The sequence below is a fragment of the uncultured Campylobacter sp. genome (assembly GCF_938045205.1).
Classification (GTDB): Bacteria; Campylobacterota; Campylobacteria; order Campylobacterales; family Campylobacteraceae; genus Campylobacter_B.
This window is the reverse complement of record NZ_CALIMY010000149.1, coordinates 1-11738: the sequence shown is the minus strand read 5'-3', so window position 1 is coordinate 11738 and position 11738 is coordinate 1. Positions and strand designations below refer to the sequence as shown.

Genomic DNA, 11738 nt, shown 5'->3' with positions numbered 1-11738 from the left:
CTTTTAAATTCAAGCAACAAGTAAATTTAAATTTGCAAATTTGATATTTGGATCTATTTGATCTGAATTAACCCTCAGTTAACCCAAAATCCATGGCAGTCTTTTTTGTACCACAGCTTGTTAATTGTTCAATCCCCTATACCCCGCCCATGCTAGCTCTGCATATGTTTTTAGCGCCTCAAACTTTCTCATTTTTTATCCTTTATCAAAAAAATGTTATTTGCTTAAATTTTTATTTATATCTATATTAAAGACTGTAAAAATATAATCTCTTACCTTATCGTAATTTTCTTCATTGAAAGAAAATATATGTATAGAATAAAGTCTTTCGTTATTTCGCCTATAATCAGACCAATGTATGTCTTCTGCGTATTCAAGATTTATTTGAAATTTTGGAAATATTTTCCAAAAATTTTTAAAACTTTTATTTTCATATCTATAAATTACCAAAAAAACTATAATTTCTAAAAATTCCGCAAACAATAATATAAATATTAAAAGTAATACACCTATTAAAGATATGCCAAAGGTTCCTTTAATAAAGCTAATTATGAAAAAACTAACCAAAAATACCTTACCAAAAATACTTGAAAATATCATATCTAAAAACCAGATTGCCTTAAAGGTTGTGTCGTTGTTAAATATTATATCTTCACTGCTAATTTCTTTAAAATTTTGATCATAATATGCAACTTTTGAATTATAAAAATAGGTATATTTTTTCTTTAAATTTATAATATTAAAACAATCAAATATCAAAAATGCAACTATCGCAAAGCCAAATTTTATTATCGTTTGTTTTGTGTCGTCAAAATCTAAAATACCGCTTTCAAAATCGTCTAAGCAACTAATGCAAAACCCGGAAGCAGTAATCCAAAATATCAAAATAAACAAATAATGTAAAATCAAAGCAAAGCCAGAATAATCCCGCAAAACTAGTGGCTCTTTGTCGTAGTCCCTAGTCTCTTCTTTCCTTAGCGCAGCACCGGCTTTAAATTTATCCAAATTTAGCTCTTTATAAACGGAATTTCGATGCATTCTATACGAAAGGGGATTAAAATTTTATAAAACAGCAAGTGAAATTTCGGTTTTGCCGCTGCGACAAGATGCAGGTTGATTTGCGATTTTCAGGCGTAAAAAAAGCACTTCAAAAGCCTGCGAGCTGAAGCGGAATTTAGACGCAACGGCGGTGTTTTGCTTTGCAATTTGAGTTAAAATTTGATATGATTGTGCGAAATTTATATTGAACGGCTTTTTAAAATGAATAAATTTATAACCCAAAAAATAGGCGCGCTCGCGGGCTTTAGCAATGAAATTTTAAAAATTTTAGCATCGTTTGACGCGGATGTTTCGGATGTCAGGCTCGCTTTGCAAATTTCAAAAAACACCCCCTTTGCGGATAAAATTTTAGATTTAGCCTTTTGCGGTTTGTCTAAATTTAGCGTCGAGGAGCTCGCGAGGCAAAATTTCGGTGCCGCGGATGAGCAGTGCGATCCCCAAAGTACGAAGCCCATAGGATGCGGCCTGCAAGACGCCGCAGACGAGTGGCGGCAAAACGAGTGCACCTCGAGCGAGAAAAAAGGCACAGACTTAGCAGGGCAGGGCGACATTCTTAAATTTAATCATCCAAACGGCGCAAACGGCGTAAATTGCAGCGACGAGAATTTTAAATTTAACCTCTCGCAAGCAGCAAGCGATACGCAGCGGCAAAATCAGCACGCCGCTGCGAGAGCTGATTGCGCGCTAGGTTCGAGCATTTCCGCGCAAGCCGAACGAGCGCATAGACGAGAGCCGATACAAGCGCAGCAGCAAAAACAGGGGCAAGAATGGGAGAAGGCGCAGGAGCAGGGCGCCGCGGCACTAAAAACGCTAAATTTACAGCGAGCGTTTGAGCTTTACGGGCGCGAGCAGATGCGGGCGTTTTTTCTATTCGCGGTATTTGACGAGATGCTAAAGCCGAGCCTGCAGGCGTATCGCATCGATCGCGAAAAGCTCACGCAGGTCTCGCTGCTGCGAAATCTGCTTATGTTTTCGTGGATCAAATCCTACCCGCAGATTGAGCAAAGTATCCTCTCAAGCGTGATTTTAGTGGAGTTCGGGCGGGTTTTTATCGACGAGCAAGTGTGCGCGGCGGGCAAGGCGGAGGAATTTTACCACGCCATCAAAGGCTCGATCTTCCCGCAGGATTTTACCGACGTGGAGATGGAATTTAGCGGCACGAACCGCGAAAGCGTCTCGCACGCGCTATTTGCGCATTTCGGGCTAGAGCAGATCGCGCAGGACGCGCTGTATTCAAACGCCCCGGACGACGCGCCTTTTGAGAACAAATCCCGCTACGCGATGCTAAAGATCGCCAAAACCGCGGTCAATATCTATCATCACTTTGACGAGCTTAGCATCGACAACGCTTTAAATTTACTAGTCGAGTTTGGCTTCGAGCAGGAGGCGTTTTTAGAGGCTAAAGGCGAAATTTCGATATGAAAGAGTTCCTGCGCGCCTTTAACTCGGGCGTATTTGAAAGGGATCTTAGCGGCGAGCAAAAGGAGCTCGTGCGTAACCTCCTAAATATCGGCGCCATCAGCGCGCACAAAGGCAAGCTCTATCTAAACGACGGCTATGTTTTCGGCAGGCTCGACATCGCGCGCGACGGTACGGGCTATCTACAAAGCTTCGATGATCGCTTCAAGGCAGATCTCATCATCGAAAACAGATATTTAAGCGGCGTGCATCTGGGCGATCTGATCCTAGCAAAAATTTTAAGCTCAAGAAAGTCCCGCCTGCACGCAAAAGTGCTGATGTGCGTCAAGCCCGCATTTTTAACGAGCGTGGTTTATACCAAAAGCTTCGGGCGCGAAATTTTAGGCGTGAACGTTAAAACCGGCCTCGCAAATCCGCTCAAAGCCACGCAAAAATCGCTAAAGCAACTGCCGCCGAATACCCTTTTAAAGATCGATAATCTAACGAACGAAATTACCGAGGTGATCGGAAACTTAGCCGATCCCTTCGTCGATGAGAAAATTTCTTTAGCGATCTATGATAAAAACGACGAATTTAACGAAGCGTGCAAGCAGCAGGCCGCAAGCTTCGGCAGCGAAGTGGACGGGGCGCTGTATCCGCAGCGCGTGGATTTGCAGCATCTGCCCTTTTGCACCATCGATCCTATCGACGCCAAGGACTTCGACGACGCGATCTATTTTGACGTAAAAGAGCGCACGCTTTACGTCGCGATTGCCGATGTGAGCGAATATGTAAGCGAATACTCGCCGATCGATAAGGAGGCGAAATTTCGCGGTTTTTCGATTTACTTCCCGCACCGCTCCGTGCCGATGCTACCGCGCGAGCTTAGCGAAAATATCTGCTCGCTGATGCCAAATCTGCCGAGGCTAGCCTTTGTTTTTAAAATCTCTTTGGATGAAAATTTAAACCCGCAAAAAGAGGAGTTTTTCGAAGCGATCATAAGATCAAAGCGCCGCTACAATTACGACGAGGTCGATGAAATTTTACGTACCCGCAAGGCGCGCGAGCCTGAAATTTTAAACTGGCTCTTGCCGCTTAATGAAATTTGCGAGCGACTGCGCCGCGCGAGGCTGAAGCGCGGATTTGATTTCCGCACCAAGGAGCTTCGCATCACGCTTGATGAGCGCGGTTTTATAAGCTCCACTCGCTTTGAGACCGACACTCCGTCGCACAAGCTCATCGAGGATTGTATGCTGCTAGCCAACAAAGCCGCTGCGGCGCGCATCGAGCGGGGTATTTTTAGAAATCACGGCTCGGCGGAGCTTAAAAAAATTTACGCGCTGCTTGACGATCTGGCGCTGTTCGGCATCGACGCGCCGTATCAGAACAACCTTGCTAAAATGATCGGCGAAATCCAGGCTCAAGCCGATGCCATGGGGATCCGCGAGGAGGTCGATAAGCTCATCATCAAGGCTCAAAAGCGCGCCGAATACGCATCCGAATCGCGCGGGCACTTCGGGCTCGGATTTGATAACTACACGCACTTCACAAGCCCGATTAGGCGCTATTCCGATCTCATTTTGCACCGATTGCTAAAGGCGCAGATGAGGGGGGATGAGAAATTTTATAATTACCTGCTTTTAAACATAGACGCGACGTGTGCGCGGCTAAATGAGCTTGAGCGCGAGGCGGATAAGGTCGCGTTTGATTTTATGGACCGAAAATTTGCGCGCTGGGCCGCGGAAAATTTGGGCAAAAAATTTCGCTGCTACATCGACGAAAACGGAAATTCCGTCACCGCAAAGCTCGACGACAAGCTAAAGGGAGCTAAAATTTTGATTTCAAATTTCGCCGGCGACATTTTAACGCCCGTGCTAGTCGAGCTTACGGAAGCAAACATCGCTAGCGGAGTGATCTTAGGCAGGGTGGTAAAGAAAATCTGATGTATAGGAAAGAATTTGACGGGCTTATCGCAAGCGGCAGGGTGCCGAATTTCGTGCTTTTGCGCGGCGGAGACGATTTTTCAAACGAGCTTTACGCGCAGCGATTGAAGCAAATTTACGCCTCGGAAAATTTTTTGAGTTTGTATTTTTTAGAGTATGATTTTGATGCGGCGCGAAGCTTTTTGGAGCCCTCGCTTTTTGGCGGCAGCAACACGCTTCATATCAAAACCGCCTCGCTCATCAAAAAAGAGGAGTTGCGAAGGCTCATCGCGCTGTGCAAGGCGGACGCGAATAACCATCTAATTTACGAGCTAAACGATAGCGAAATTTCGGTTAGTGCGGATTTTATCAAGGAATTTGAACGAAACGAGGTCAGGTTTTTCAAACCCTCTGGCGTAAACGAAGCCATAGCGCTGCTTGCGCAAAAATGCGAGATGTGCGGGCTTTTTGCAAACACCGCCGCACTTAGTAGGATCTACGCCATACACAACGAAAGCCTGAGCCTGAGCGCGAGCGAGATAGAGAAATTTGCAAGTCTGGGGCTCGAGCTTAGCCTGCAAAACGTAAATTTGATGGTTTATGGCCTTAGCGAGGTGAGCTACGACGAGCTTTTTGATAAAATTTTCAGCCTTTGCGATTTTCGCGTAGATTTTTACAAAATGGCTCTGGGCGGCGGATACAACGAGATGGAGCTGATAAATTATTTCTACCGCCTTATTTATAGAATTTTTAGACTTCACGCTTACGTGAAAATAAACGGCAGATTTGATTTTAAGGCGGTTTTAGGCTACCAGCCGCCCCCTTCCGTGGCCGCACAGATGCAGCGCTACGCCACCAACTTTTCTACACGGACTTTTTATAAAATTTTCGCTCACTTAAACGATTTGGAATTTGAACTCAAAAGCGAAAAGAATGCGGCGAAGGATGAGCTTTTGCTCGCGTCGTTTTTGAGGTTGCAGCGCATGTTACTGAGTTCGCTCGGGCAAAAAGCAAACATTAAGTGAAATTTTAGTAATATCCTTTTGCATTTTTTGCAAAATCCTTGCCCGCAGACGCTGTTTGCGAGCTAAAATCCATAAGGAGAATTTATGAGAAACTACGAGGTTTTATTCATCGTTAAGCCCACGCTTACCGACGATGAAGTTAAAACAAAAGTCGATTTCGTCAAAGAAATCATAACCAAAAACGGCGGAGAGATCGCTTCCGTAATCGAAATGGGCGCTAGAAAGCTAGCCTATAAGATCGATAAATATGAGCGCGGAGTTTATTTCGTAATCTATTTTAAGGCCGAGCCGAGCTTGATCTCCGAACTTGTTAGAAATCTGCGCATCACCGAAGATATCATTAGATTTTTGACCGTCAAATATGAGACTAAGCGCGAAATTTCCGCTTGGGACAAGCTAAGCAAAGGCATCAAACTAAGCCCTGCGAAAAAAGAGCGCGAGCCAAAAGCGCCGGTAGAGCCAAAAGAGCCTGAAGAAGCAGCCAAAGAGGGCGAATAAAGGATAAAATATGTTTAATAAAGTAGTTTTGGTAGGTAATTTGACCCGAGATATCGAGCTTAGATATCTGCAAACGGGCACTGCCGTAGGCAAAACCGGTATCGCCGTCACTCGCAGATACAATAGCTCAAACGGCGAGAAACGCGAAGAAACGTGCTTTATAGACATAGATTTTTTCGGTCGCACGGCCGAGATCGCAAACCAATACTTGCGAAAAGGCAGTAAAATTTTGATCGAAGGCCGTTTGAAGCTAGATCAGTGGCAGGATCAAAACGGACAGAACCGAAGCAAACACTCTATCAGCGTAGATACGATGGAGATGCTAGGAAGCAATCAAGGTGGAAGCGGCGGCTATAATCAAGGCGGTAATTACGAGGGCGGCAATTATGGTGGAAGCTCCGGCGGCTACGGCGGAGGAAATTCTAGCTATGGCGGCGGCGGCGGTAATTACGGCGGCGGAAATAGCTATACTAATAGACAAAACTCAAATTCTAGAGGCGCAAAAAACGATTACAACGCGCCTAAACAAAAAGAGCAGAGTTACGAAAGCACGATTCCGGAAGTCGATGTCGATGCCGATAAGTACGATGACGGCAACGACACGATCCCATTTTAATTAAGGAAAAATCATGGCAGATAAGAGAAAATATACTAGGAAGTATTGCAAATTTACGGAAGCAAAGATCGAATTTATCGATTATAAGGACACAGCGCTGCTAAAGCACTGCCTAAGCGAGCGCTTTAAGATTATGCCGCGCCGCTTAACCGGCACCAGCAAAAAATACCAAGAGATGGTAGAAAAGGCTATCAAGCGCGCGCGCCAAGCAGCCCTCATACCTTACATCGTCGATCGTAAAGACGTGGTCGTAAATCCATTCGAAAATCTTTAAATTTTAGCGGTACAAAGCCGCTAAAATTCCCCCTATTTTAAACTCTAAATTTTAAAATTTAAGCCCGCTCTTATATATATAATTCCACCTATATTTTTTCAAAGGAGAAATTATGGCAGAGAATGAACATCCGGATCATTTAATGTGCCCATTTTGTGGCAAAGACGACATCAAATACGGAGCAATCGTATGCGGTGGGTGCCAGGCGGAGATATCTTATCGCAGACCATGGATAAAGACACTTCTTGGTTCTATAGTTTGGCTTTGGTTTATAGGAACTTTTACTAAAGATAGTGGTACAATATTTTACATCATCTTAGCTATAGGAGTTATAGGTATAATTGCTTCTATTTTTATGGCGCGAGATCACAGTCCACAATTTAATAGGATTATGAAGCACGTTAATTAGTCTATGTCGCCGTCCGCTGACAGATAAATTTTTGTAATTCTCTGATTAAATTTAAATTTGGGAGCATTACGCTACTTAAATTTTAAAAGATAGATTATGAATTTTCTCTAGGTTTTCTTGCTGGTAGTGGTGCTTTTGATGGACTTGCAGCTGCGGTTATCGTTTTTGGCGTCATAGCCATTTTGGGTGGTTTTAATGCCGTTATAGCTTCCATTCCTGCTTTTATAGTGTTTTGCGTTGCAAAGGCATTTTAGAAGGCTTGACTTCTAACGTAAATAATAGATTTGTTACCCTTGTCGTTCCGATCGCTGGAGCTTTAGTGCTAGCATACTTTACGGCTGATGCTGTTTATAAAAGTGAGCAGGTAAAAGATGCCGAGCACGAAGTGCAGAAGCAACAAAGTATGACGCAGTAATATAAAGTCTATTATATCCAGCAAAGTTTGATGTTTAGCGGCTACGGCGTGACGATCGACGGCAAGTGGGGCAAAAAGACTATGCGAGCGGCGCAGAAATACTCTGGCTCGTCCGCGACCTCGATCGACGAGCTTTATGAGGCGGTCAGGGCTAAAAAAGAGGGCAGAAGATAAAATTTAAATCGCGAGCCGAGCCTCGCACTAAATTCTTAAATTTACTCGCTTTATATACGTCTTATCGGGCGCTTCAAAACAGATTATGCCGCTTGTAAAATTTCTTAAGTCCGCTTGAGGCGTAAATTTTAAAAATGGAGCTTGAGCGTTTTTGAGGTAAGCGGACGAAATAAACTTGCTTGTGCGTGGACTATGTTAAATTTAATAAATTTAGCTGTAAGGCGCGACGGAATTTACGCTATTTGCGGCTTGCAAGTGGGATAAATTTAAGGGCGCGATTTTTACGGGTAAAATTTTATGCGCGACCGATGAGGCGCGCGGTTTTCTATAAAAGTTTAAATTTCTTATGCTCAAAGTGGTATTTTTTCTGCGAAATCGCGTTAAATTTAAGGCTATCTATCCTGGAAAAGTTAACGGCGTATTCCTTTAAGCAAGCGAGGATGAAAGAGAAGCGGTAATTGCCATTTTCGTAAAATATCTCGCTCGTTATTATTTCGCCTGCTGCCGCGCCGCATCTTTGATCAGAGCTCATAACGCATTTTAGTTCATAATATCCATTTTGCAAATCTCCGATGTAAAATTTCAAATGCAACTTTTCATTAATTTGCTTTTTAGGTAGCAATAGCGCATCGTTGAAATTTATGCCCGCAAAAATTCTTTCTAGCGTATGCATATTTTTATGCAGCCCTGCTAAATACGCCTCGTATCGCCGCTGCCTTAAGGCATATTCGCTATCTTTTATATTGCCCTTGATCCAATCTAAGTCAAAATATATCACTTCAATCTCTTTGGTTTTAAATTTGTCGTTACCCGTTCGCTACAGCCCCAAGAAGTTCTCATCGTTTTTGATCTTTTCGATGATATCGAGCGTGGCGTAAAACTCATCGTAGAAATATGGCATCTCGAGCTTGAAAAATTTAAAATTTAGCCCCTCCAGAACCTTGAGCGAGTGTTTGTTTTTGAGCAAAAATATGAAAAATACCCCGTCTTTTTCCAGCGCGTTGAGGTAGTTTATTTCGCTTATATTGGCGCGCAGGATCTCGGCGTCAAGGATGACGACGTCGGCTACGTAGATGAAGTCGTTTAGGTGCCTCTTCGCGCTCTCCCAGTTGGAGTTTGGCATCACTTCGCAACCAAGCCCGCTCAAAAAATCTCGCAGCTCCTCGAAGATCGCGCGGTTTTTGTGCGTGATTATGACGTTGTAGTCGTATTTTTTGGCGCTAAAGCTCTGCTGCGCGAAGCAGCTAAGCACGGCATCCATTTTGATAAAGGTTCCGCGCCCGTCGGCTCCAATACTTGGATGCGAACCGAGTGCACGCAAATGGGTCTGCGCCGAAGTAAGATACTCATCATCCGTGCTAGCAGCGCTTTCTAGCGCACCTTTAAGCGCATAGGTGCGCGGATCCTTTAGCTCGCGATCGATACCTACTCGAACATCGAGCTTGATAGAGCTCATATTCGCTCTAAGTTCCTTACTGCTAAATTCCACGCTTACGCGGATCGGTTCAGCAATATTTTGTAGGAAAAACTCGCACGCGTCAAAAACCGCGCTAGTGAGATTTAGCACCTCGCCGCCGTAGATACGTGGCAGCTGCGGCGGGAAGCTAAGATATAGCGTGCTGTCGTATTTCGTGCACTCCTCAAATAAAATTTCGCTTTGGAATTTTAAAATTTTTAAAATATCGATCTGCGCGATATCCTCGCGTCTAGGCACGACGGAATCACTTTCTTTGGCTTTAGGCGCAGCGGAGAAAATTTTGCCGCTTACGGCGGGCTTTTTAGCAAAAAATTTTCTTGCCGCAAAGCCTGCCGTCGCAGCCAATATTGCTAGCGCGCCTAAAACCACGGCTTTCATAGCACAAGCATCCCATCGCCATAGGAGTAGAAGCGGTATCTTTGCTCCACTGCGATGCGGTAGAGCTCAAGCGTGCGCTCAAGCCCGATGAAGCTCGCTACGAGCATTATCAGCGTGGATTTGGGTAGGTGAAAATTTGTAAGCAAAAAATTCTGTCTTATCGGCGGGTTGCCCGGGTGCAAAAACAGCTCGCAGATTCCGCTGCTTTGCCCGTTGCGCGCAAAATTTTCGATCGTTCTCGTAACGGTCGTACCCACGCCTAAAATTTTTCGTTCGCTTTTTAGAATTTGCGCGGTCTGCGGCGGGATGGAATAGAGCTCGCCGTGCATCTTGTGCTCGCGCAGATCCGCTACTTCCACGGGCTTGAAGGTGCCCGCGCCCACATGCAGCGTGATGAAGTGGATATCGTGATTTTGACGCAAATCCGCAATCATCTCGCTATCAAAATGCAAGCTCGCGGTGGGTGCGGCGACGGCGCCTTGCTCGCGCGCGAAGATGCTTTGATACCAGCTTTCGTCCTGCTTGGTATCGGTGCGCTTGATATACGGTGGCAGCGGCACATGGCCGATACGTTCGCAAATTTCAAAAACATCATGGGTGTTTAAAGCTTCGCCGCCCTGCTCAAACTGCACGATGCGAAGCCCGCCTTCCATCAGCTCGCAAACGCGCGCTTCAAAACCGCTTTGAAATTTTAATTCGCTGCCTACTTTGACGCTGCCGCGAATATAGGCGCCAAATTTATTGCCCTCAAGCGGCGAGTTTAACAGAAGCTCGATCTTGCCACCGCTGTTTTTGTGACCGAAGAGGCGCGCCTTAATCACTCGCGTGTCGTTGAAAATAATATCGCAGGGCGGCAGGGCGTCCGCCAGATCGCCGAAGTGCGCGTGCGTGATCTGCTGCTTGGCGCGGTCGTAGATCAGTAGGCGCGCGCTTTGTTTGGGCATGACGGGAGCGCTTGCGATGAGCTCGCTAGGAAGCTCGTAATCGTAGCTGCCAACTAAATTTAGATCCGCCATCTCACGCCTGCGCTACGTCCGTGGAATTTTCGCCTTCGTCATCCTCGGGCTTATACGGATTTATCATTTTGGCGATGAAGATTGAGAGCAGATAAAGTGCAATTAGCGGAGTTGCGAGCATAAACTGGCTAAGCACGTCCGGCGGCGTCATCACCGCCGCAAAGATGAAAATAATGACGATTGCGTAGCGGAAAAAATCGCTCAGGCTTTTATTTGTTACAAGCCCGATCTTAGCGAGGAAAAAGGTTACTATAGGAAGCTCGAAGCTGATGCCGAATGCGACGACGAGCTTAGCGAAAAAGCCTACATATTCGCCGATTGTAGGCATCGCAGTAAATTGCTTGGCGCCAAAATTTACCAAGAAATTAAACGCGACGGGGATTACGAAAAAATAGCAAAACGCCGCGCCTAAAAAGAACATAATGCTCGCGCCACTAACGAAAGGGATGACATATTTTTTCTCGTTGTCGTAAAGTCCGGGCGCTACGAAAAGCCACACCTGCCAGAAAATTATCGGCATCGCTAGAAGTAACGAGGTGAAAAACGATACCTTCATCGCAGTAAAAAAGGTCTCGCCAAGCTGGGTAAAGATGATCTCACTGCCTTTAGGAAGCACGCGCACCAGCGGACGGGTCATAAAGCCTAAAATATCTTCCCAAAAGCCGAAGCACGCGATGAAAAGGACGATGACGGACAAAACGCAGATAACTAGGCGCTTGCGAAGCTCGGCTAGATGCGGTTTTAGCTCTTCAAACATTAAATTTCTCTCTCATTATGATTTTTGCGTATCGCTATTTTGCGCGGAATTTTGCATAGAATTTTGCGCATCGCCGTTTAAATTTGCATTTAAATTTTCCGCGCCGTTTTTCGCTTCACCGCTTGCATTCGTATTTTGTGTGGAATTTTCTGCGCTGCCCGCGCTCGGCATGGAATTTTCGCTTTCGTTTTCGACGCTAGAATTTTTGTCTTTGCCTCCGGTGCTAGAATTTGTTGCGTCGCCGGCGGAGCCTTGCGCAGAGTTCGCGGCGCCCGAGCTTTGCGCGGAATTTTCGCCGCTCGAATTTGACCTTAAATTTG

The 11738-nt window shown here is 45.2% G+C and carries 15 protein-coding genes; 9 read left to right on the top strand and 6 right to left on the bottom strand.

Going from position 1 to position 11738, the window contains the following annotated elements; genetic code table 11:
• Positions 1-216 precede the first annotated feature (216 nt).
• A complete protein-coding gene (locus tag Q0198_RS09330; protein ID WP_297897345.1) occupies positions 217-1005 on the bottom strand; it encodes a hypothetical protein in 789 nt (262 codons plus the stop codon).
• A gap of 255 nt (positions 1006-1260) precedes the next feature.
• Here Q0198_RS09330 and Q0198_RS09325 point away from each other — a divergent pair, with 255 nt between their 5' ends.
• The 9 genes from Q0198_RS09325 to Q0198_RS09285 all read left to right on the top strand — a co-directional run bounded on the left by Q0198_RS09325 (position 1261) and on the right by Q0198_RS09285 (position 7790).
• Positions 1261-2481: a hypothetical protein gene (locus Q0198_RS09325; RefSeq protein ID WP_297897343.1), complete on the top strand. Its 1221-nt coding sequence runs from the start codon at positions 1261-1263 to the stop codon at positions 2479-2481.
• A complete protein-coding gene (locus Q0198_RS09320) occupies positions 2478-4400 on the top strand; it encodes a ribonuclease R family protein (protein ID WP_297897341.1) in 1923 nt (640 codons plus the stop codon). Before Q0198_RS09325 ends, Q0198_RS09320 begins: the two co-directional genes overlap by 4 nt.
• The gene (locus Q0198_RS09315; protein ID WP_297897338.1) at positions 4400-5404 is read left to right on the top strand and encodes a DNA polymerase III subunit delta; all 1005 of its coding nucleotides are present in this window, start codon (positions 4400-4402) and stop codon (positions 5402-5404) included. Before Q0198_RS09320 ends, Q0198_RS09315 begins: the two co-directional genes overlap by 1 nt.
• An 84-nt stretch (positions 5405-5488) precedes the next feature.
• Positions 5489-5902, top strand: a complete 414-nt coding sequence (gene rpsF, locus Q0198_RS09310) for a 30S ribosomal protein S6 (protein ID WP_005873267.1) — start codon at positions 5489-5491, stop codon at positions 5900-5902.
• A gap of 10 nt (positions 5903-5912) precedes the next feature.
• Positions 5913-6518 carry a single-stranded DNA-binding protein gene (locus Q0198_RS09305; RefSeq protein ID WP_297897336.1) on the top strand — a complete coding sequence of 202 codons (606 nt, stop codon included), beginning with the start codon at positions 5913-5915 and terminating at the stop codon, positions 6516-6518.
• A gap of 13 nt (positions 6519-6531) precedes the next feature.
• On the top strand, positions 6532-6792 hold the full coding sequence (rpsR, locus tag Q0198_RS09300) for a 30S ribosomal protein S18 (protein WP_295151385.1): 261 nt from the start codon (positions 6532-6534) through the stop codon (positions 6790-6792).
• 112 nt (positions 6793-6904) lie between these two features.
• The gene (locus Q0198_RS09295; protein ID WP_297897333.1) at positions 6905-7201 is read left to right on the top strand and encodes a hypothetical protein; all 297 of its coding nucleotides are present in this window, start codon (positions 6905-6907) and stop codon (positions 7199-7201) included.
• 259 nt (positions 7202-7460) lie between these two features.
• Entirely contained in the window at positions 7461-7616 is a 156-nt protein-coding gene (locus Q0198_RS09290) for a hypothetical protein (protein ID WP_297897331.1), read from the top strand.
• Between the two features lie 30 nt (positions 7617-7646).
• Positions 7647-7790, top strand: coding sequence for a hypothetical protein (locus Q0198_RS09285; RefSeq protein WP_297897329.1), 144 nt, complete (start codon positions 7647-7649; stop codon positions 7788-7790).
• A gap of 325 nt (positions 7791-8115) precedes the next feature.
• Here Q0198_RS09285 and Q0198_RS09280 read toward each other — a convergent pair whose 3' ends face one another.
• The 5 genes from Q0198_RS09280 to Q0198_RS09260 form a co-directional block, all read right to left on the bottom strand.
• On the bottom strand, positions 8116-8568 hold the full coding sequence (locus Q0198_RS09280) for a hypothetical protein (RefSeq protein ID WP_297897326.1): 453 nt from the start codon (positions 8566-8568) through the stop codon (positions 8116-8118).
• 39 nt (positions 8569-8607) lie between these two features.
• On the bottom strand, positions 8608-9645 hold the full coding sequence (locus Q0198_RS09275) for a hypothetical protein (protein ID WP_297897325.1): 1038 nt from the start codon (positions 9643-9645) through the stop codon (positions 8608-8610).
• Positions 9642-10661 (bottom strand): tRNA preQ1(34) S-adenosylmethionine ribosyltransferase-isomerase QueA, encoded by a 1020-nt coding sequence (gene queA / locus Q0198_RS09270; RefSeq protein ID WP_297897322.1) that lies wholly within the window; start codon positions 10659-10661, stop codon positions 9642-9644. The genes Q0198_RS09275 and queA overlap by 4 nt, the downstream gene beginning before the upstream one ends.
• Position 10662: 1 nt before the next feature.
• Positions 10663-11418 carry a twin-arginine translocase subunit TatC gene (gene tatC / locus Q0198_RS09265; RefSeq protein ID WP_297897321.1) on the bottom strand — a complete coding sequence of 252 codons (756 nt, stop codon included), beginning with the start codon at positions 11416-11418 and terminating at the stop codon, positions 10663-10665.
• Between the two features lie 15 nt (positions 11419-11433).
• A partial coding sequence (locus tag Q0198_RS09260) for a hypothetical protein (protein WP_297897319.1) occupies positions 11434-11738 on the bottom strand: 305 nt, incomplete at its 5' end.

Coding starts and splice junctions, on each gene's coding strand:
- Q0198_RS09325 (WP_297897343.1), top strand. CDS start 1,261: ATGAATAAATTTATAACCCAAAAAATAGGCGCGCTCGCGGGCTTTAGC.
- Q0198_RS09305 (WP_297897336.1), top strand. CDS start 5,913: ATGTTTAATAAAGTAGTTTTGGTAGGTAATTTGACCCGAGATATCGAG.
- rpsR (WP_295151385.1), top strand. CDS start 6,532: ATGGCAGATAAGAGAAAATATACTAGGAAGTATTGCAAATTTACGGAA.
- Q0198_RS09275 (WP_297897325.1), bottom strand. CDS start 9,645: ATGAAAGCCGTGGTTTTAGGCGCGCTAGCAATATTGGCTGCGACGGCA.
- Q0198_RS09315 (WP_297897338.1), top strand. CDS start 4,400: ATGTATAGGAAAGAATTTGACGGGCTTATCGCAAGCGGCAGGGTGCCG.
- queA (WP_297897322.1), bottom strand. CDS start 10,661: ATGGCGGATCTAAATTTAGTTGGCAGCTACGATTACGAGCTTCCTAGC.
- tatC (WP_297897321.1), bottom strand. CDS start 11,418: ATGTTTGAAGAGCTAAAACCGCATCTAGCCGAGCTTCGCAAGCGCCTA.
- Q0198_RS09285 (WP_297897329.1), top strand. CDS start 7,647: ATGTTTAGCGGCTACGGCGTGACGATCGACGGCAAGTGGGGCAAAAAG.
- Q0198_RS09295 (WP_297897333.1), top strand. CDS start 6,905: ATGGCAGAGAATGAACATCCGGATCATTTAATGTGCCCATTTTGTGGC.
- Q0198_RS09320 (WP_297897341.1), top strand. CDS start 2,478: ATGAAAGAGTTCCTGCGCGCCTTTAACTCGGGCGTATTTGAAAGGGAT.
- rpsF (WP_005873267.1), top strand. CDS start 5,489: ATGAGAAACTACGAGGTTTTATTCATCGTTAAGCCCACGCTTACCGAC.